The 20,318-nt window shown below is 44.1% G+C and carries 17 protein-coding genes; 16 read left to right on the top strand and 1 reads right to left on the bottom strand.

The annotated features are described in order from the left end of the window. Window positions 1–115 precede the first annotated feature (115 nt). From BLR43_RS01605 to BLR43_RS01555, 11 genes are all read left to right on the top strand, one after another. Entirely contained in the window at window positions 116–445 is a 330-nt protein-coding gene (locus tag BLR43_RS01605) for a hypothetical protein (protein WP_093068095.1), read from the top strand. A gap of 187 nt (window positions 446–632) precedes the next feature. Next, the gene (locus BLR43_RS01600; protein ID WP_075106620.1) at window positions 633–1,130 is read left to right on the top strand and encodes a peroxiredoxin; all 498 of its coding nucleotides are present in this window, start codon (window positions 633–635) and stop codon (window positions 1,128–1,130) included. Between the two features lie 116 nt (window positions 1,131–1,246). Beyond that, entirely contained in the window at window positions 1,247–2,737 is a 1,491-nt protein-coding gene (locus BLR43_RS01595; protein ID WP_093068090.1) for a dihydrolipoyl dehydrogenase, read from the top strand. 147 nt (window positions 2,738–2,884) lie between these two features. After that, window positions 2,885–4,069 (top strand): mechanosensitive ion channel family protein, encoded by a 1,185-nt coding sequence (locus BLR43_RS01590; protein ID WP_227674252.1) that lies wholly within the window; start codon window positions 2,885–2,887, stop codon window positions 4,067–4,069. Window positions 4,070–4,244: 175 nt separating this feature from the next. After that, a complete protein-coding gene (gene rlmKL, locus BLR43_RS01585; RefSeq protein WP_093068083.1) occupies window positions 4,245–6,539 on the top strand; it encodes a bifunctional 23S rRNA (guanine(2069)-N(7))-methyltransferase RlmK/23S rRNA (guanine(2445)-N(2))-methyltransferase RlmL in 2,295 nt (764 codons plus the stop codon). A 259-nt stretch (window positions 6,540–6,798) separates the two neighbouring features. Beyond that, window positions 6,799–7,374, top strand: coding sequence for a TerD family protein (locus BLR43_RS01580; protein WP_058024753.1), 576 nt, complete (start codon window positions 6,799–6,801; stop codon window positions 7,372–7,374). A 222-nt stretch (window positions 7,375–7,596) separates the two neighbouring features. Further along, complete coding sequence (locus BLR43_RS01575; RefSeq protein WP_071001908.1) at window positions 7,597–8,658, top strand: DUF475 domain-containing protein; 1,062 nt, start codon at window positions 7,597–7,599, stop codon at window positions 8,656–8,658. A gap of 229 nt (window positions 8,659–8,887) precedes the next feature. After that, window positions 8,888–9,808, top strand: coding sequence for a glutaminase (locus BLR43_RS01570; RefSeq protein WP_093068079.1), 921 nt, complete (start codon window positions 8,888–8,890; stop codon window positions 9,806–9,808). A gap of 762 nt (window positions 9,809–10,570) precedes the next feature. Beyond that, on the top strand, window positions 10,571–11,146 hold the full coding sequence (locus BLR43_RS01565) for a TerD family protein (RefSeq protein ID WP_093068076.1): 576 nt from the start codon (window positions 10,571–10,573) through the stop codon (window positions 11,144–11,146). A gap of 210 nt (window positions 11,147–11,356) precedes the next feature. Next, complete coding sequence (locus tag BLR43_RS01560; protein WP_093068073.1) at window positions 11,357–12,109, top strand: TIGR00266 family protein; 753 nt, start codon at window positions 11,357–11,359, stop codon at window positions 12,107–12,109. Window positions 12,110–12,166: 57 nt separating this feature from the next. After that, the gene (locus BLR43_RS01555) at window positions 12,167–12,775 is read left to right on the top strand and encodes a TerD family protein (RefSeq protein ID WP_058024749.1); all 609 of its coding nucleotides are present in this window, start codon (window positions 12,167–12,169) and stop codon (window positions 12,773–12,775) included. A 152-nt stretch (window positions 12,776–12,927) separates the two neighbouring features. Here the strand turns inward: BLR43_RS01555 and BLR43_RS01550 are convergent, their stop codons facing one another. Further along, window positions 12,928–14,175 carry a TerD family protein gene (locus tag BLR43_RS01550; protein WP_093068068.1) on the bottom strand — a complete coding sequence of 416 codons (1,248 nt, stop codon included), beginning with the start codon at window positions 14,173–14,175 and terminating at the stop codon, window positions 12,928–12,930. A gap of 293 nt (window positions 14,176–14,468) precedes the next feature. Here BLR43_RS01550 and BLR43_RS01540 point away from each other — a divergent pair, with 293 nt between their 5' ends. From BLR43_RS01540 to BLR43_RS01520, 5 genes are all read left to right on the top strand, one after another. Then, a complete protein-coding gene (locus BLR43_RS01540) occupies window positions 14,469–15,608 on the top strand; it encodes an ATP-grasp domain-containing protein (protein ID WP_093068064.1) in 1,140 nt (379 codons plus the stop codon). A 66-nt stretch (window positions 15,609–15,674) separates the two neighbouring features. Beyond that, window positions 15,675–16,898 (top strand): S1 family peptidase, encoded by a 1,224-nt coding sequence (locus BLR43_RS01535; RefSeq protein ID WP_093068060.1) that lies wholly within the window; start codon window positions 15,675–15,677, stop codon window positions 16,896–16,898. 60 nt (window positions 16,899–16,958) lie between these two features. Then, window positions 16,959–18,047 (top strand): NYN domain-containing protein, encoded by a 1,089-nt coding sequence (locus BLR43_RS01530; protein WP_093068056.1) that lies wholly within the window; start codon window positions 16,959–16,961, stop codon window positions 18,045–18,047. 48 nt (window positions 18,048–18,095) lie between these two features. Beyond that, window positions 18,096–19,412, top strand: a complete 1,317-nt coding sequence (locus tag BLR43_RS01525; protein ID WP_093068053.1) for a phosphoribosyltransferase domain-containing protein — start codon at window positions 18,096–18,098, stop codon at window positions 19,410–19,412. A 42-nt stretch (window positions 19,413–19,454) separates the two neighbouring features. Next, the gene (locus BLR43_RS01520; protein ID WP_093068049.1) at window positions 19,455–20,273 is read left to right on the top strand and encodes an HAD hydrolase family protein; all 819 of its coding nucleotides are present in this window, start codon (window positions 19,455–19,457) and stop codon (window positions 20,271–20,273) included. Window positions 20,274–20,318 lie beyond the last annotated feature (45 nt).

Raw genomic sequence — 20,318 nt, 5'->3', positions numbered from 1 at the left:
TGAGATATCACCAATGATTCAGTCACTCACATATCAGTGATCCAGCTGTCTGTTGATTATAAAATCACATTGAATACCAGAGTCAAAAATTGACACTATCTGTAAGAGGATATTTATGAAGTTATTGCCATTACTCCCCCTAGCCTTAGCTGCCACGTTCGCAATGCCGCAGGCGAATGCTACTGATATTAAGCAAAGTAATATCAACTCATGCGTCGATGGCGCAGTTAAATATAAAGTCGCTAGTAAAAGTGATGCGACAAAGTTATGTAAGTGCACTATCGGTGTGCGTAGCAACATGACGATTGGTCAGATGTGGGAGATTGAGAGCTACGCAAAAGACAAAAAAGATCCTTCAAGCTTGCCATACGTCAAGACCATGCAAAAAAACCTGCAGCAGTGCACAGTCGGCTTAGACTTGAAGCAGCCGCAAAAGCCTGCTTAATTACTATTTGTTTGATATACAAAAGACTGGCCATTGCCAGTCTTTTTTGTTACCAATGGATGAGCAAAGTGTAAAACTGATTATTTATTGCTACCAATCTGCCTATAATAAGAAGACGATAAATAAAACCCTATCTAAACCATCAAAAAAACCAATATACATAACCAAAATCAATAAGGATTTTACCATGGCAAAACCAACAACAGAAACGATCAACCTACCCGACTTTCCAGTGACCATCGTACGCAAACTTGCCGGAAACTTTATCCATGATGAGATCAGTCTCAAAGAGATGGTTGCCAATACCGACAAAGGTCTTATTCTCTATTTTTATCCTAAAGACAATACACCAGGCTGTACCACGCAAGCGACGGAATTTACCTCACATCTTCATGATTTTGATGACTTAGGTTATGACATTATTGGCGTCTCTCGTGACAGCGTTGAGTCACATGAGAAGTTCATCGATAAATATGACTTGCAGATCCCACTTATCAGTGATGCTGATGAGAAGCTATGCCAGTATTTTGAAGTCATTAAAGAGAAAAACATGTACGGCAACATTACTTTGGGACTGGTGAGATCAGCATTTGTATTTGATAAAGAAGGCAAGCTGACCCACGCACAGCGTAACTTACGTGCCAAAGATTACACCAGTCGTCTACTCAGCATATTGGCACCATAACCTGATCGTTATAACAGAGTACATTTTTGCCGCAAAAACGATAAAACGCGCGAATATAAGGCTCTGAGTCACTGGTCAACACATACGCTTATAATCCCTTCTTACTAGAGAATCATATGAATAAACAGTCTGGTACTACTACTGATAAGGCACCGCAAAAAATCACGCGCAACGTCTCTGTTGCCGTTATCGGTGCAGGCACGGCTGGTCAAAATGCCTTTCGCCAAGCGAGCAAAATTAAAGACGATGTCGTCATTATCAATGAAGGGTTTTGGACCACTACCTGTGTCACTGTCGGCTGTATGCCTAGCAAACTGCTGATTGCAGCCGCTGACCGTGCACACGATGCCAACCATTCTGGCGACTTTGGGGTTCATGCCACGGTAAAAATAGATGGCAAGCAAGTGATGCAGCGCGTGCGTGATGAGCGCAGTCATTTTGCAAGCTACATCAAAAAACAAGTAGATAGCTGGCCTGATCACAAAAAAATCGATGGGCGTGCTCATATCAATGAGCATGGACTAATCGAGGTCAATGATGAGCTCATTGCCGCAGAGCAAATCATTGTGGCAACTGGCAGCTCACCTTTTATACCTGACGGTTGGGCTGATAAACTGGGTGACACGATGCTCACCTCTGATAGCGTGTTTGAGCTTACAGACTTACCCAAATCTATGGCAGTAGTAGGCGCAGGAGCCATTGGTCTAGAGCTTGCACAAGCATTTACGCGCTTGGGCGTAGAGGTTACGCTACTCAACCGAGTCAAACAGGTTGCTGGTCTCAAGGATAATGACATCAACCAAAAAGCCATCGAGTGCTTAAGTCATGAGCTTACCATGCACTTGGGAAGCAAGATTACTGATGTGGGTCAAAACGTAAATAAAGACACTCAAACTGCGTTTATTGAATATGAAGACAGTGCTGGTGAGTCAAGACAATGGCAAGGCGACTGTGTCTTGGTCGCGACTGGTCGCCGCAACAACATCAAGCAGTTGGGTGTCGAACACTTAGGCGTTGAGCTTGATGACAAAAACCGCCCGAAAAAGTTGAGTAAAAAAACAGGGCAAATTGGTGATTCAGATATCTATATCGTTGGAGACGCCAATGCTCACATTCCTCTACTGCATGTAGCGAGTGATGAGGGCTATAGTGCTGGCAACATGGTCTGTGAAAATACCGAAGATGCTTATATTCGCCCGCCCGCCACCCCATTTTCTATCGTATTTTGTTCACCGCAAATCGTCAATGTCGGAATGTCTCTACCCGAGATCCAAAAAGACCCTGAGCTGGAATTTGTGATTGGTCGCGTCAGTTTTGACAACCAAGGGCGCAGCCGTGTGATGGGCGTTAATTGTGGTCTGCTACATATCTATGCCTGCAAAAAAACCGACAGAATATTAGGCGCGAGCATGGTGGGCCCTGATGCCGAGTATATCGGTCATATATTAGCCACAGCGATTACCAATGACTTGAGCATTAAAGAGATGCTTGACACGCCTTTTTATCACCCTACGATATTAGAAGGACTGCGTACGGCACTCCGTGATGTGCAGGACAAAATGGAGATACCCTATCAATCTCAAGACGCGCAAGAAGACAATTTTTAATTTACAGTTAGGCCTTGCTCTAAAAAATAGAGTTAGGCTTAGTCATCACTCATGCTATATTTGATTGACTAGACAACTTGAGGTGACGTGTGACCGGACACCTCATTTATCAAACCTTGTATAAACACACCCTGCATGGACGAAAAAATGCCAATCGCTAGTGTTACCGACTTTTTTAAAGAAATCATTCGTGACCTGCATACTAGCCTCTACCTTGCGCTTGGTGGCTCTATAGACGAAGAGACACTCAACTGGTCTTCTCAAGCAGTAGAGCTTGCTAGCACTGGCATAAAGATCCTAATACTGCTTGCGGTATTGGGATTTTTTTATTGGTTGGCCAATTATATTCTTAGACAAAGTAAAACTAAGATTCGTTTAAACGATCGCCGTACCAAGATTGCCCGCTCAACGCTACGTTACGTTTGGATTGTCGCCAGTCTGATAGCGATCATGAGTCAAATAAATTTTGAACCAGAAACCATCAAGGCAACAGCAAAAGCAAGTACGTGGGCTGGTATCTACTACGTACTGTGGGCGTCGTCTGGTCAGATTATTCATAAAGTCCTACAGCATTATGGACTCAACGCCTCGATAGAGCAGCTGCTCAAAAATATCTTGTCGGTGCTCCTATTGGTACTTGGGCTTGCCAGCGTGATGGCACAATTTGGTTTTGATATCGTATCGTTAGTTGCAGGTTTGGGTATTGTCGGCTTAGCTGTCGGTTTCGCTGCTCAATCGACGCTTGCCAACTTTATCGCCGGTATCACTATTTTGCTGGAGCAGTCGTTTCAAGTTGGGGACTGGATTCACATCAATGATAATGAGGGACGCGTGGTGCTTATTGCCTTGCGCACTACCCATATCCTAACTCGAGACAATATTACTGTTATTATTCCAAACTCTAATGTCGCCTCCTCAGAAGTGATTAACTTAACCTCCAAAAACTTTATACGTTTCGATATTCGCGTGCGTATTGCCTTCGAAGATGATATTGAGATTGCACGCAAAGAGATTTTGCAAGTACTCAGCAATACCGATGCAGTACTCAATCGTCCTGAGACCTCAGCGACCGTGGCCGAAATCGGAGAGTATGGCGTATTTTTTATCGTGCGTTTTTGGGTCAAGCCAGCAGCCGTGGCACGTATACCCAAAATCAAAGAAGTGCTACAAGAAGAGATAAAAATTGCCTTTGATGCGGCCAATATCTCGACGCCTTATCCACATATGCGCCTGCTCATGCCAAAAGACGTCGACTACCCTATCGCGACTAAACCTTTTGCAACCACCACTCAAGTTGTATCAGGAAAGGGATCATTGGCAAAGGATGAGTAGCTGACTTATTTTCATGTATTTAGTTATCGCACCTTAAACCTATCGTACCTTAAACCTATCGCACCTTAAACATAGCCACTTTGAACCATCCTACCGTGAATTATGGTAAAATTACTGGTTAAAACATCTATTTTATTATTTGCCTCTTTTGTCAATTTAGCCCACAGGTATCCGTATGACCGAACAAACCGCAGCTGCACCCTCTTCTACATTGTCGCTTGATCTTATCATTACTTGTGCCGATGGGCTTGAGGCACCGCTGCAGACTGAGCTGACAAGTTTCGGTATTGATAGCGAAATCAAGAGTACTGGTCGTCTTGCCGTCACGGGTGATTTACGCGACTTGTATACCATCTGCCTTTGGTCACGTGTGGCTTCGCGGGTATTGATGCTCATCAAACGCAAAAACATCAATGCAGAATACGATGTTGCAGAGCAGCTATATGGTTTGGCAAAATCCGTCAATTGGACTGAGCAGTTTAGCTTAGAGCAAACCTTTGCCATCCGTCTGTCTGTCGATAAGCGCGTTGCCGTCAGCCAGCAGTTTGCCATGCTACGTGTCAAAGACGCCATTGCGGACACCTTCAACGAAGTGTACGACAGCCGTCCGAATGTCGATAGCAAAAACCCAGATTTTTCTATTTTTGCGACCGTCAATGACAAACAGGCCGAGCTGTATTTAGATTTATCAGGGACCAGTTTGCATCGCCGTGGTTATCGCGTGGCTATGACAGAAGCCCCATTAAAAGAAAACTTGGCAGCCGCCCTACTCTATAGCGCTGGTTGGCACAAGAAAAACGATGCAGGCGATGCACCTTACTATAATGCGTTAATAGACCCAATGTGTGGCTCTGGTACCTTCCTTATCGAAGCGCTACTCATGCACTGTGATTATGCTGTAGGTATCGACAAAGCGGCCAATCAATTTGGCTTCTATGAGTGGCAGCATCATGACGAGACGCTATGGCAGGAGATGATTGAGGATGCACAGACACGTTTTCGCGAAGCATTAGAGATTGCCATTGAGCAACCAGATACGCTGCCGCTTGTGTTGGGTTTTGATGCTGATAATGGCGCGATTATCGCAACCGAAAAAAACCTCATCGCGGCAGGACTTCAAGATTTGCTTCCGCTACTAGACATCGAACAGCGTGCGCTTGATGAACTTGGTAGCGCCCTAAAACCGCTCGTGGATGCCGGTCGATTGAGTAATCCTTTAATCATTACCAACCCGCCTTATGGTGAGCGTTTGGGTGATGAAGAAATGATCAAGCCACTGTATCAAGCCATTGGCCTGATTGTGCAAGACAGCTTTGCTGGCAGCGGTATCGATCCAATGCTTGGCATATTGGCTGCTCGTGTCGAGCAAGTAGATATCCTACCGATTAAAGAACCAAAAACGTTACGCTGTCATAATGGCGCGATCACCGTCTATTTCCGCTACGGAACGCTTATCGCTGGACAGACAGGCAATCTTGTCAGCCGTTTTGAAAAGCGTGAGATCGACGTAGAAGACGGACAAGATTTTGTCAATCGTCTACAAAAAAACCTGACCAAGCTTAAGAAACTGGCGAAAAAAGACAATGTCAGTAACATTCGTGTCTATGACGCCGATTTGCCTGACTTCAAGGTTGCTATCGATTTATACGGCGATTATGCCCACGTGCAAGAGTATGCACCGCCTAAGACTATTCCACCTGAAACAGCCAAAAAACGCTTTAATCTCGCGCTGATGGGTATCCGTGAAGTGTTTGATATTAATCGTGAGCAAATCTTTATCAAAACGCGTGCCCGTCAGTCTGGTAACGATCAGTACAGTAAACAGAACACCACAGAAAAACGCGGCAAGTTTCATGTCGCCCGCGAAGATGGTGCTTATTTTTACGTTAACTTTACCGACTATCTAGATACGGGTCTGTTCATCGATCACCGTAATATGCGCGCCCGAATCAAAAACAACAGTCACGGCAAATCTGTCTTGAATCTGTTTGCTTATACTTGTACAGCGAGTGTCCATGCTGCACTTGCTGGTGCCAAAAAAGTCACGAGCGTTGATTTGTCACAGAATTACCTAGATTGGGGCAAACAAAACTTTGCCTTGAACGGTCTAGACGTCAGCCGCAATAAATATCAATTCGTTGCCGCCGATATTTTTGAGTGGATCAAGGACAATACCGAGCAGTTTGATATTATCTTTATTGATCCACCGACGTTCTCAAACTCGAAGAAGTTCCAAGGCACCTTTGATGTGCAGCGTGATCATGCAGCTCTGATCAATCGGGCCATGAACCGCTTAACCTCTGATGGCGTCTTGTATTTTTCTAATAACTTCACTCGCTTTGAGCTAGATGAGCAGTTAGTCGAGCGCTACGATATTATTAATATCACCCAAAAGACGATCGGCTTTGATTTTAATATCAAAAAACCTATTCATCAAAGCTTTGAGATTCGTCATCGTCAGAGTCTATAGATAAGCATTTATGAGTGAGCAATGCTGCTATACTGGCAAATGCCATGAACAAGGTAGCTATAATGAGTAACGTAACTGCCTGAAACTTAAGTTTTTTGGCCAATGTATATGAAATATAACCATGACCCAATCGGCTTTGATTGGGTCATTTTTTGTTGTTATGATAGAGCATTACTAGGCGATGGATTTGCGCAGTGATAGCGTAAGCATCGCCTTTTATGTCATTAAATCTCTAACGTCTAATAACAAGGATAACACCATGGCTCTATCACTTAACAAAGGCGGTAACTTATCGCTAACGAAAACTGATCCAAATTTGACCAAGCTACTAATCGGTCTAGGCTGGGATGAGCGCGCCACCTCTGGTGCTGAGTTCGATCTTGATGCCAGCGTATTTTTGCTAAATGGTGCAGGTAAAGTGCGCGGCGACCATGATTTTATCTTCTATAATCAGCTGAAATCTGATAATGGCGCGGTCGAGCACACAGGTGACAACCGTACTGGCGAAGGCGATGGTGATGATGAAGTTATCAAAGTAAACTTAACCCAAGTACCTGCTGACGTTGATAAAGTAGTCGTGACGGTGACTATCCATGACGCTGCTACTCGCAACCAAAACTTCGGTCAGGTAGCCAATGCCTTTATCCGCGTTGTTAACGAAGAAACCGGTACTGAAGTGGTACGTTTTGATCTAGCAGAAGATTACTCTGTTGAGACAGCCATGGTATTCGGTGAAGTATATCGCCATAACGGTGAATGGAAGTTCCGCGCGGTAGGTCAAGGTTATTCAGGTGGCTTACAGGCGATGTGTCATCAGTACGGCGTTGATATCTAGAGCCTTATTTTTATTGGCATTTGGGCTATCAGCCATTCCGATTATCACGTCCAAGATATCAAGCGAGCATCGTTGCAAATAGTCACAATTTTTAATGCCCCAATGACTAGTAATGCTTTACGTTTCGTTTAAAATTATGCATAAAAAGTGGTTAGCAATAACCACTTTTTTGCGGCTTGTGTCTATAATAGACCAGCTTTACGCAACCAGATAGGATGTGTCATGAGACATTTTTATTTAGATATTATCTTCACAATCATTGCCTTAGCAATAGCGGCATGGTGGGGATATTCACATGGCGGTATGGGTGGGATGATAACCACGCTATCGATTACCGCTATTTTGGCCGTCATGGAGATTTCGTTATCTTTTGATAACGCGGTGGTCAACGCTTCAGTCCTTAAGGGCTGGGACGAATTTTGGAAAAAGATATTTTTAACCGTGGGTATTTTAATTGCGGTATTCGGTATGCGCTTGGTCTTCCCTATTGTCATCGTTGCGGTTACCGCTGACCTTGGTATGATGCAAGTGATCGATTTGGCCTTGAACAATCCTCAAGAATACTCAGCCAGATTGATGGCACATCATGCTGAAATTTCAGCATTTGGTGGTATTTTCTTACTATTGGTTTTCTTGAACTTTATTTTTGATGACAAAGATGTCCATTGGTTTGACTGGCTTGAGAGCCGTTTGGTCAAGCTAGGCAAAGTCGATGCGATGAGCGTATTTGTTGCGCTTATCGTCTTAATGATTGCGGTATCATGGGCCAGTGCAGAGCAGTCAAGTGCTGTGCTCATTGCTGGCGTTTGGGGCATTCTAGTATACCTTGGTGTACAGGTTGTCTCTGGTATGCTAGAAGGTGATCTCGAAGAAGACTTAGAAAACGAAGGAAGTGGCGCAGCCGCAACCAGCGCTATCATGAAAGGCGGTATCATTGGTTTCTTATACTTAGAAATCCTCGATGCTTCATTCAGTTTCGATGGTGTGATTGGCGCATTTGCCATTACCAATGATGTCATTGTTATCATGCTTGGTCTTGCCATTGGTGCGATGTTCGTACGTTCTATGACTATCTTCTTGGTAGACAAAGGCACGCTTGATGAGTTTATTTATCTTGAGCATGGCGCACATTACGCCATCGGTGCCTTAGCCATCATTATGCTGTTGTCAGTGAAGTTCCATGTACCAGAAATTATTACTGGTCTTATCGGTATTGCCTTTATTGGTTTTGCATTATGGGCGTCGCTGAAACATCGTAAAGCGGAAGCAGCAAGGCTTAATTAGCACCTGTTGTTCGCATGATGCTGTATAGCTTTGAGCAGGTCGTATCATCAGATATGGCCTGCTTTTTTGCGTTATAATGGCAGGCATTAGTCACACAGCGAATCCTTACCTATCGCTAAAATACATGCGTATTTTGCTTCACATACAATTTTTTCATCACTACTATACGTTATTCGGTTAGAATCTTCGTCCTTTAATTGCTCACCAAAAATGAGACCCTTCAACCACTATGCAACAGATTCTTGATGATATTGCCGCACAGATGGCACTTGAAACCGATCGTGGAAAAGTAGCGGACTATATCCCGCAACTGGCCCATGTAGATCCAAACCAGTTTGGTATTGCAGTAGCGACACCTGACGGAAAGATGTATACAGCAGGCAATGCGAGCACTCTGTTTTCGATCCAAAGTATCTCCAAGATATTTACTCTAACCATCGCACTTGGCAAATTGGGCGATGGGCTTTGGACACACGTTGGTCGTGAACCCTCAGGTGATCCTTTCAACTCAATCGTCATGTTAGAACATGAAACTGGTCGACCGCGCAATCCATTCATCAATGCTGGTGCCATTGCGGTGGTGGATGCGATCATGATGGGTCACGAACCTAGAGAAATATTGGCTGAGATTCTACAGTTTGTGCACTTTATTACGGACGATGAGTCCATCCGTTTTGACCACAAAGTGGCAGCGTCTGAGATGGCGCACAAAGACCGCAACGCCTCGCTTGCGTACTTTATGAAATCCTTTGGTCGTCTCAAGCACGATGTGGATAAGGTGTTGGGTACTTACTTTCATCAGTGCTCGATTGAGATGAATTGTCAGCAATTAGCCAGCGCTGGTCTGTACTTGGTCTCTAACGGAGTTGATAAGCACTCAGGGGTACGTGTAATTAACGAGCACCGCGCAAGAAGGATTAACTCGCTAATGATGATGTGCGGTCATTACGATGGGTCTGGTGAGTTTGCCTATCGCGTCGGTTTGCCTGGTAAAAATGGGGTTGGTGGCGGTATTTTGACCATAGCTCCCGGCAAAGGCTCTATCGCTGTCTGGTCGCCAGGGCTGGATCATATCGGAAACTCCAAGCTTGGGTTGAAAGCATTAGAGCTGTTTGTACAAGAAACAGGCTGGTCGGTTTTTGCCGAATAAAAACTTTATCTAAATACTTTTATTAGGGCATGTTGAACATTCGACCATGGCACTGACAGCGACTATTTTTTAGGCGACTCGATGTTAAAAATAATAAGTTTAGTCATTCTAAGCGCTTATTTTTAACGATGAAGCGGCAAAAAAGAGTCCTGTCCCCTGCTTTTATCGTTGGGGCTGATGCTAAAATTGCCCCATACTGCGTTACAAATCTCGCTAAGGCATCTGCATTATCGTCGCTTTGTGCCTTGTCTGGGACAATTTTAGCGATCAGCAGTGCCTATTTGCGAATGTTCAACACGCCCTAATGGATTATTCAGTACAATATTACGTTTAAATTTTATTGAGTTGTCAAGCTTATAGCGGGTCGTACCAACATATCTGGTACGACCCGCTTTTTTTGGTTATGACTTTGCAACTTAGGGTAGGTTTCTCTTCATTCTATGGCTTAATCCAAAGGAAACAGCCATTAAATAATTTACCTTTGCATAACAATACGTTAACCACTATTGCTAAGATGATTAAAAAGTATCAAAAATGCAGGGTTATTATGTCGCTTAGTAAGCATATAGTAAGCATATAGTAAGCGCACAAAATACGCCTTGCTTAGTGAGCAAACGCTTAGTATAGTAAAACGTAATGATATGCAGGACGTGGTATACAGCTGGGTTCTTTACCAGTTGTCCTTTCATATCAGTCACTGCACAACTTTTAATTTATTTTTTCGACCCAATCCACTTAATTATTAATCCAAAGGGTATTTGTATGGCTATTAGCTTAACAAAAGGCGGCAACGTAAACTTATCAAAAGAAGCACCAGGTTTAACCAACATCACAGTTGGTTTAGGCTGGGATCCACGCGCAACTGACGGTCAAGAGTTTGATTTGGACGCTATTGCCTTCTTAATCAACGAAGCAGGCAAAGTCCGTAACGATCAAGATTTTATCTTTTTTAATAACCTAAAGTCAGACAATGGCGCCGTTGAGCACACTGGTGATAACCGTACTGGCGAAGGCGATGGCGATGACGAAAAAATCAAAATAAATCTTGCGAGCATCCCAGCTGACGTGAGCAAAGTTGCCATTTGTGCGATTATCTATGAAGGCCAAGCACGTAACCAAAACTTCGGTCAAGTTGGCGATGCTTATATCCGTGTTGTAAATGATAATGGTCAATCTGAAATCGCCCGTTACGACCTATCAGAAGATGGCAGCACTGAAACGGCTATGATCTTTGGTGAGCTATATCGTCATAACGGTGACTGGAAATTCCGTGCCGTCGGTCAAGGTTTCAGCGGTGGTCTTGGACCATTAGCAGCGTCTTACGGCGTAAACGTGTAATACCAGTTTATACACAAACGTCTAACGAGCCAAATATTGCAAACCAATATTGGTTTGCAATATTTATAAGCCATCAAGTGTGCCCTTTTAACGCATTTGATGGCTTTAAATTTAATAGGCTCATCAATATAAAAACGCTAAAACACATAGGTCTATTCCCCCCACATTAAGAGCACCTATTAAAGATATCAGAATAAGGATTTGCACCCCATGGCCGCAACATTCAGTTTAATCGGTACTATTGAGCCTTTTTTGCATTGTAATCTCAAAAAAGGTGATTCAATTTATTGTGAAGCCAATGCAATGGTAATGATGGAGTCTAACCTTGAGCTAAAAGGTAAGCTACAAGGTGGACTGATGCAATCGCTTATGCGCCGCTTTGCCAATGATGAATCGTTATTTCAACAGCAGATTGAAGCAGTCCATGGCGAAGGCGACTGTTTGCTTGCCCCCACACTAGATGGCGATATGCAAATCATCGAGGTGGGATCACAGCAATATACCTTGAGTGATGGTGCTTTTGTCGCGGCGCAAACTGGCGTTGATATCAGAGCCAATATTCAGCGTAATCTGGGCGGTGCGGTATTCGGTGATACTGGTGGCTTTATGGTCATGCAGACGCAAGGAAAAGGTCAGGTTGTGGTATCTGGTTTTGGCTCATTGTTTGAGATTGAGGTCACCCCAGACAAAGATGTCATTATTGATAATGGTCATGTGGTTTGCTGGGATTCAAATCTCGATTATAAACTGTCAGTCTCGACCAGTAAGAAAAAAGGCATCATGAGTAATATCATCAACTCGGTCACCAGTGGCGAGGGTATGGTTCTGAACTTCTCAGGAAGCGGTAAAGTCATTATTTGCTCGCGCAATCGTGACAGCTATCAAGGTTGGCTGCAGAGTGTCTTAGGAACGAGCTCAGGTGGACGCGGCGGCGGCGGTGGTTTTTTAGATAATATCTTATAGCGTTTTTTAGAACTATGTTTAAGCAGTTTTACTCACAATTATTATAAGGATACTCACATGGCAGTTAGTCTACAAAAGGGACAGAAGATCTCCCTAAGCAAAGAAGCAGGCGGCGAGCTGACTCAAGTCAAATTAGGTCTAGGTTGGGATGTCGCTCAAAATCCACAAGACAAAAAAGGTGGCTTTTTAGGTAAATTATTCGGCGGTGGTAGCGGCGGCGATTCTATCGATTTGGATGCTTCGTGCATTATGTTTGACGCAAACAAACAAGCGGTCGATGCTATCTGGTTCAGTCAGCTTAAATCAAAAGATGGCAGTATCGTGCATACAGGCGACAACCGTACTGGCGACGGTGATGGTGATGATGAAGTCATCAACGTTGATCTCTCAAGAGTCCCAGCCAACGTGACTTCGCTAGTGTTTACGGTCAATAGCTTTACGGGTCAGACATTTGAGACCGTCGAAAACGCGTTTTGCCGTATCGTTAATGCCAATAACAACAGCGAAGTAGCTCGCTACAACTTATCAGCGCAAGGTGGACATACTGCTATGGTGATGGCAAAAGTCTATCGGCATAACAATGAATGGAAAATGCACGCTATTGGCGAGACTGCGTCTGGTCGCACCTTCCATGATTTAATGCCTGCAATTACGCCGCACGCATAACTGAGTTGAGCCTTTAATTGGATAACGACTTATCTGATTCATTGACTTAGTGTGTAAAAAGCCAGCCCGTCTATCAATAGATTGGCTGGCTTTTTTTAATCAGTCGCTTTTGTGCTCATGGGCTTTCTATTCTATTAGTATGGTTCAAACCATTACTTGCGCCCACGCTTCCAGCTAAATCCCCAGTTAAAGGCTTTGTCCATCTCCTGATGCCCTTTAAAATACTGATTGATACGCTCGACATTGATACTGCCTTGCTGATTGACCAAACGCGCGATGGCACACATCGGCAAGTTACTAGCCCCTTCTGTTAAACGGGTCTCAATCGGTGACTGATCGGGTACATGAATGGTCACGACGCCATCGGTTTTTTCCCAGTTTGGCGCGCCCTCATAAATAAAGGCAAAGATAAATACCTCCTCAATCTGTGACCACTGCTTACCATTGATATCAAGCCACTCACCGCCACTCACCTGCCCCGTTCTATCATCGGCTCGCAGGCATACATAAGGCGCTGATTGCAGGCTACCAAAGCGATTACCCAGTGCTTGAATCAGGGTTTTTTCGCCGTTTTTTAGATGAATCATCGCGCCAACATCTAGATCGATACCGCTTGATTGATGCTGTTTGAACAGATCACCCAATAGGCCTTTCTTGGGTGCTGACTTATTACCATCTGAACGTTGGTTCCAGTCTAAGTTCACTGAGATTTTGCCAAAATCATCGCGCTTTTTCAGATTGATGCTGGACTGATTTTTGGTTAAAGTGATTTTGTTTAGGTTGACCGACGGGGTCGCAGGAATCGGTGGCGGAGTACTCGCTTGAGAGGTATTGTCTGCTTTTTGCGTATTAATCAGCTGAGCCTGATTTTGCGTTGTATTTTGGGGTGCTGGCGCATCATCAGCAATCTCAACGCCAAAGTGCTCCGACAACGGTTTTAGGCCGCCATTAAATCCTTGCGCGATAAAGCGAAACTTCCAGTTGCCTTGTCTGCGATAACACTCCGCCAAAATAATGGCTTTTTCATTACGCCCAGCACTGCTCAGCTGACAAGTCATCAATACCTGACTGCCTTGTAGTACCTGAATATCGACATCGCCGACTTGTGCCAGCGTTTGCTCGCTAGAGAATGCCAAAGCGATTTTTTCAATACTCGCAGGCTGCGCGGGCAAATTGATATCAAAAAATCCGTCACTGTCGTGACCACGAAAACTAACATTGCCATCATCGCTACGTTTCTGACCATAAAATATCATGTCACCATCGCCGCGTACTTTGCCATCAGTCGTCAGACGATAAGCGGCGCAATCAATGGCGTTTTGGCTTAAGATGCGAACACTAATATTATCAGTTGGTAATGGTGCATTGGCACCTGCGATCAGTTGCTGAGGTTGTTTCATCATACGTCCTTTAGATTCTTTATTATGTTGTCGTTGTTGTCATTGGCATGCTCACTATCGTCATATAGTAGCATGAATATTATGAACATTTTAAACCGGCCAACCGCGCTACTAGCTACAAGATCACTCTTACAAATCCTTTTGCCTATTTCATCAGGGGCATTTATAACCTGTGCCATTTGTATATAATATATGCTGCTGAATGATCAAATTTTGACTATACTGCCGCCAGTTTTCAATAACCGTATCCACTCATCCAACTCCCTACATATGATAATAACGCTGAGAGAATTATGACTAACCTTGCTAACGATAGCGTCCACTCCACATCAATAGCTGCTTGGTTAGCTGAGGGTCAATCCAGCCAGCGTGATATGTTAGAGAGCTTACAGAACTTAAAAAGCAAATCTAGCACCCCTTTTAATATTATTGCCTCACACCGTCATAACCGACCTGAAATTTTTGAATTTGCGGATAGCGTGTATCGTGAGCCATCTGTCGCGACCGTAGACGATGAGGCACAAGAGACAACTGAGCCTGTTATACCTCGCTGGCAATTCGTCTTGGAACACGCCAAAGAAAATAACGTTAAAGTATTATTAACGGGGCGCAATGGGGTCGATTATGAAGCGCATCGTGAGGCGTTTGATGCCGCTGGTATTCGTTTGCTTACAGGGGCAACCAGCGTAGCCGCGCTAGAGTCGATCGAAGATAAATTTTCCTTTATGCAACAGTGTCACCAGCACAATATCCCCGTCGCTGATGCTTGGCGCTTTGATAATGTGACAGAGCTGGAAGCATTACTTGCCGAACACGGTCATCAGCCCCTATGTGTCAAACCAGTTGTTGGTATTTTTGCTCAAGGATTTTGGCGCTTGGACTCAGGTAAAGAACCTGATGAGCACTACGATAGTTTTGAGCATTTGTACTTTACCGAAGAGAAAAAAATCAATACCGCGCAGTTTATCAATGCCTATACCAACAGTCTAATGGTACGTGAGCGCCCTATTCCTATGCTGCTTATGCCGTATTTGTCAGGGCAAGAGTACTCTATTGATGTGGTTTGTGAATATGGTGAGGTCTTGGCAGCCGTCACGCGCTATAAAACCGGCAAAATCCAGCATATTGGCTATGAGCAATCTGTCATGGATGTCGTGATTCCATTGATTAAAGCCTTTGGCTGTGACGGTATCGTCAGTGTGCAGACCAAAGCCGATGATGAGGGTCAGCACCGTGTGCTTGAGATCAATAGCCGCCCGTCTGGTGGTATTGGTTACACGACGCATAGCGGTGTGGATTTGACACAGGTCGGCTTTGGCTATTGGCTTGGTCTAACTGATAAACCAACACTGGCTGATTTCATGCAACAAATAACACCCTGTCAAGTACGCTCCATTATGGTAGGCGTAAAAATTGAAGATACTGCTGAATAAGTAAAAATAAGCAGGCAACATAAAGAACGACTGACAACCGAGTATATATCCAATAAGAGGTAGACGATGACAGCACAGACCACACTCGTGTTAGGCGCCAATGCTGTTATCGCAGACGTGTGCTGCTCGGTCGCATTTTCTAGCACTTCTCCGCTTAAGTTTGGACAGGATCTTGGACTGCTGTGGTTGCCATTAGATGCAAACCGCAAAGCTGTTTGTAGTCCTGCTTATTTACATGAACCCAAGGACTGGGCAACGATAGATGATACCAATAACCCAAGCAAATGGCAGCTTAATCTACTCAAATTGTTTGAGCAACAAGGTGTGCATTTTTTACAGCTGATTGCTTATGCTTACGATGAGCCTAGCCTGAACTTGCCTGCAGTTGAGCTAAGCAATGTTTGCTTACTGCTCAATGATGGCGCAATCGGCTATGACTTTACAGCGCGCGAACGCCATGTGAAAGCGGCTATTATACTAGAGATATATCAGCGTAACGGACAATTTAAATGCCGAGCGCTTGGCGAAGCTTCGACCCAAGGTTTGACGAGTCTTGAAAAGCGAGTACAAGTCAGTCTTGATGTTCGTCCACCCAACACACATGCACGTATCCAAGCAGCACAGCAACAGCAAGCCTGCCCTCACAATGAAATGCGTCCGCCTCGTTACGTGCAGGCAGGTGAGACATGGACAGGGACGGCGTTTGCCATTGATCCGCACCACTTGCTCACCTGCTATCATGTGATTGAGTCAGCTCAAATGATTGGCATACGCCAGCAAGGTCAGCCTGATCGCGAGGCACAAGTCGTGCTCAGTGATATCGGTAGCGACTCCGCTATTATCAGAGTCAGTGACCCCCTGCCCAGCCATATACCATTGGCACAGCAATGCAGTGACATATTGGGTGAGACCATTACTACATTAGGATTTCCATTATCAGGGCTAAGCAGTCAACTACAAGTCACACAAGGCTGTATCTCAGGGCTAACGGGCTTAAAAGATGATATTCGTTACCTTCAGTTTACCGCGCCCATTCAACCTGGCTCTAGTGGTAGTCCTTTACTACTACCAACTGGTGAGGTCGTCGGCATGGTGACTGCCAGTCTCGTTCATGAACACGCACAAAACATGAACTACGCGGTGAAATTTCAGTTATTATCTGCGTTGCTTGCGAGCGCTGGTATCAGTTTGGAGAATACGTCTGATTTGACAAGTGCCACGCCTCTGACCACACCGCAACTCAGCAAGCAAAGTCGCGGTGCATTATGGCTGGTAGGCTGTCAGGGTTAACGACATACTACAATGATAAGATCAAAAGAAAAACGGTATTAATCAAGGACTGTTATATCAATGAAACTCAACAACATAGCCGTTCTTATCGATGCCGATAATGCTTCAGCTAATAACATTAATTATATTTTACGTAAGATAGAGAGTATCGGTAATGTTACTTGCAAAAAAGTCTATGGTGACTGGGGCAATGTACATATTCAAGGTTGGCAAGAAGCACTCTTAAAACATGCTATCGACCCAATACAACATTTCGCCTATGCTAAAGGTAAAAATACGACTGATATTGGTCTAGTTATTGAAGCTATGGACTTATTACATAGTGGTCATTATGACGGCTTTTGCTTAGTATCTAGTGACAGTGACTTCACTGCTTTGGCGTTACGCATACGAAAAAATGGTATCAAAGTCTTTGGTTTCGGTAAAAAGCAGACCGTTAAAGCATTCACACAAGCCTGTGACAGTTTTTACTACGTGGAGGATCTAGTACCTTTACCAAAAGCACTACCCATTAGCGAGCACAAAGACACGCCTAGCTTTGATACTAAGACAAAACCATTGCTGCCTGTCGCCGAATCCAAAACATCACCCGAAAAATGGACAACCAAAGCACTTCAAAAGCAGACACATCTTATTAGCATATTAAACAAGCTGATAAAAGAAGACCCAAATTCTGCCAAAGGCTGGTCAAATTTATCTTATCTTGCCAGCCAGATTAAACAACACCATACAAATATCAAGTTAGATAGATATGGCTATGCAAAGTTTTCAGAATTAATTATAGCAATGGCGTTATATGACATCCGTACTGTGAACAAAGTCATTTCTATTAAACTAAAAAATGGTACATTGCCAATGTCCAGTGTAGCACCAAACGGCAATGTCACGTCAACCTGGAATGAGAGTCGCCTAAAATGTGATACAAAATTATTAAATAGTCTGCGTGCTTCCATTATCGATCACCCGAAAGCCGACCACGAGCGCTGGGTGAATTTGGGTTTGATTGGCAACGCCATAAAAACACACTACCCAAATTTCGATCCTAAAAATTACGGTTATGCCAGACTCTCTAGCATGATTAGAAATATCGGAATATTTGAAACCAAAACGGTAAACTCTACGCTCTATGTACGTCATAAAGCTAAGTAAACACTAGCAACAAACAAAATCTGATAATACATAGGACAACAAGAAATAATGAATGATACAAATCAAGATATAACTTCTAACAAAACCTATAAACGCAGCATCACCCTACCTCGCGGCACCCTTGATCTGACCTATCAGACCAACTCAAGGGCTAACAAAAATAGCTTGAAACAAAACGACAGTTATCAATTAGAAGATCTGCTTGGTTTTGCTCAGCGTATTAATCCAAAACGGGCGTTTTTGTTTGTCTCCAAAGTATTGGGCCGTCATATCCCCGTGGCACCCAGCACGATGCGAGATGCGTTTACTGACTTGGCCAATTTAGTTCCTAGCGATTTACCCAAGCCAATTTTAGTTATTGGTATGGCAGAGACAGCAGTGGGTCTATCCGCTGGCGTGCATCAAGCACTACAAACACGTTATCCAAATGCGTTATTGCTAAACTCTACGCGTCACACGCAGCATAGTGACAATAACTCCGAAGCGTTACTAACAACGTTTAATGAAGATCATAGTCATGCCAGCCAGCATTTGATTTATCAAAGCACAGACATTGCCACGCAAGAGCAGCTGCTTACCAGCAAAACGCTGATTATGGTCGATGATGAAGCCTCAACAGGCAATACTTGTGTCAATGTCGTCACGGCCTTACGTGATGCAGGGCTCACTCAGCTAGAGCAAGTACATCTAACGACTTTGGTTGATTGGTCATTGGATCAAGAAAATACAAACCAGCAGACAGATGATCTTAAGCCTGCGCGTATGGCAGATCGCTTAACTGGTATTGAGTTTCATCGCCATCACTTACTGTCAGGCGCATGGCAATGGACAGACGCGCCCAACCCAGAGCCTATCACCATGCCATCGGTTGATACCACTGCCGCTGGTAGTCAAGCGCTTGGATTTACAGGTAGCTGGGGACGTTTTCCCACATTAAATAGCACAGATGGGTTTGACAACTATCTTTCGAGCTTTCAGGCTGCATTTGCAAGCTTCCATAATCAAGACAGCTTTGATGTCACTCAATTGCCCAAAAAAATATTGGTGTTGGGTAGCAATGAGTTTGTTTGGTTGCCGTTTTTGTTGGCGGAATGGCTTGAGACAACATCTCAAAACCTCAAAGCTGACACAAAGGCTATCGTGAAATTTAGTGCATTAACTCGCTCACCGATTGCGCTTGGCGGGGCCATTACTACCATGCTGAGCTTTCATGATAATTATGGGCTGGGCATGACCAACTTTGCTTATAATGTTGACCCTGACGAGTGGGACTTGATTGTGTTGTGTGTGGAGACAGCAGCTGATAGCGTCGATGCGGTGTGGCGCGGTTTGAATAATGTTTTGGTGGTAAGTCCGACGACTTAAGCCATTCTTTAACTTTCATACTTACTGTTTATGGACGATGTCATGACTATCCCATTTTTTAAGCCCAGCGCCGATATTATCAAACCCTATGCCTTAATGGATTTGGACGATACACTTTTTCAGACCCAGCGCAAGATTGATGCTTGGCAAGTGCCGACGGCAGAGCCAGAACACTTGGTTTGTGCAACGGTCAACAAGCAAAACGAGCCACTAAGCTTTATGAGTCAGCGCCAAGCGACTTTTTTTAACTGGTTACTTAATAGTACTGAACTGATCGTAGTAACAGCACGTGACCGCAGTGAGATCAAACGCGTGAAACTACCATTCGACAGTTGGCAAGTATTGACCCATGGTGCCATTATTTTAACGGCTGATGGGCAGTTACTAAGCGCGTGGCAGCAACATATGCATAGCAAGCTTGCACCGTTGCAAGATAAGTTAAACCAACTAAGCGAGCTGTTTGCTAGTCATAGCAAAAGTGAGCAGAGTCATTTGGTATTTACGCCGCATGTCGATAGCTTTAATAATGGGTCTGTAAATGAAGAATTAACGATTTATCTAGCGATCAAACACGCGCAAAAAGACCATCAAGCATTAGTTGAACTGGCCAAAAAACTGCCCACGTTAATACGCGATTTTGAGCAAGATTTTTATGTGCATGTGAATGCCAATAATCTAGCGATATTACCGCACGCGGTACACAAGCGCCATGCTGTACAGTTTTTATTAGACAATCATTTAGACCATCAGCGTCCCAGTTTTGGTTTTGGTGATAGCTTGGCAGATTTGCCTTTTTTGCAGCTGCTTGACTGGTACGGTATGCCAAGCCGCGGTCAGATGCATGAGCAGTATCCGTCTTAGCCATCTGTCTAATTATTTGGGCTAGAACATCGGCCCAGAAAATTA

This window comes from Psychrobacter pacificensis (genome assembly GCF_900101915.1).
Taxonomy (GTDB): Bacteria; Pseudomonadota; Gammaproteobacteria; order Pseudomonadales; family Moraxellaceae; genus Psychrobacter; species Psychrobacter pacificensis.
The sequence above is the reverse complement of the archived record's forward strand: the minus strand, read 5'-3'. Positions and strand labels throughout refer to the sequence as shown.

What these genes read in the sequence shown, in the direction of transcription:
- BLR43_RS01590 (WP_227674252.1), top strand. Translation starts at nt 2,885, where the DNA reads ATGCCAATCGCTAGTGTTACCGACTTTTTTAAAGAAATCATTCGTGAC.
- BLR43_RS01605 (WP_093068095.1), top strand. Translation starts at nt 116, where the DNA reads ATGAAGTTATTGCCATTACTCCCCCTAGCCTTAGCTGCCACGTTCGCA.
- BLR43_RS01520 (WP_093068049.1), top strand. Translation starts at nt 19,455, where the DNA reads ATGACTATCCCATTTTTTAAGCCCAGCGCCGATATTATCAAACCCTAT.
- BLR43_RS01600 (WP_075106620.1), top strand. Translation starts at nt 633, where the DNA reads ATGGCAAAACCAACAACAGAAACGATCAACCTACCCGACTTTCCAGTG.
- BLR43_RS01560 (WP_093068073.1), top strand. Translation starts at nt 11,357, where the DNA reads ATGGCCGCAACATTCAGTTTAATCGGTACTATTGAGCCTTTTTTGCAT.
- BLR43_RS01555 (WP_058024749.1), top strand. Translation starts at nt 12,167, where the DNA reads ATGGCAGTTAGTCTACAAAAGGGACAGAAGATCTCCCTAAGCAAAGAA.
- BLR43_RS01575 (WP_071001908.1), top strand. Translation starts at nt 7,597, where the DNA reads ATGAGACATTTTTATTTAGATATTATCTTCACAATCATTGCCTTAGCA.
- BLR43_RS01550 (WP_093068068.1), bottom strand. Translation starts at nt 14,175, where the DNA reads ATGAAACAACCTCAGCAACTGATCGCAGGTGCCAATGCACCATTACCA.
- BLR43_RS01595 (WP_093068090.1), top strand. Translation starts at nt 1,247, where the DNA reads ATGAATAAACAGTCTGGTACTACTACTGATAAGGCACCGCAAAAAATC.
- BLR43_RS01530 (WP_093068056.1), top strand. Translation starts at nt 16,959, where the DNA reads ATGAAACTCAACAACATAGCCGTTCTTATCGATGCCGATAATGCTTCA.
- BLR43_RS01525 (WP_093068053.1), top strand. Translation starts at nt 18,096, where the DNA reads ATGAATGATACAAATCAAGATATAACTTCTAACAAAACCTATAAACGC.
- BLR43_RS01540 (WP_093068064.1), top strand. Translation starts at nt 14,469, where the DNA reads ATGACTAACCTTGCTAACGATAGCGTCCACTCCACATCAATAGCTGCT.
- BLR43_RS01570 (WP_093068079.1), top strand. Translation starts at nt 8,888, where the DNA reads ATGCAACAGATTCTTGATGATATTGCCGCACAGATGGCACTTGAAACC.
- rlmKL (WP_093068083.1), top strand. Translation starts at nt 4,245, where the DNA reads ATGACCGAACAAACCGCAGCTGCACCCTCTTCTACATTGTCGCTTGAT.
- BLR43_RS01580 (WP_058024753.1), top strand. Translation starts at nt 6,799, where the DNA reads ATGGCTCTATCACTTAACAAAGGCGGTAACTTATCGCTAACGAAAACT.
- BLR43_RS01565 (WP_093068076.1), top strand. Translation starts at nt 10,571, where the DNA reads ATGGCTATTAGCTTAACAAAAGGCGGCAACGTAAACTTATCAAAAGAA.
- BLR43_RS01535 (WP_093068060.1), top strand. Translation starts at nt 15,675, where the DNA reads ATGACAGCACAGACCACACTCGTGTTAGGCGCCAATGCTGTTATCGCA.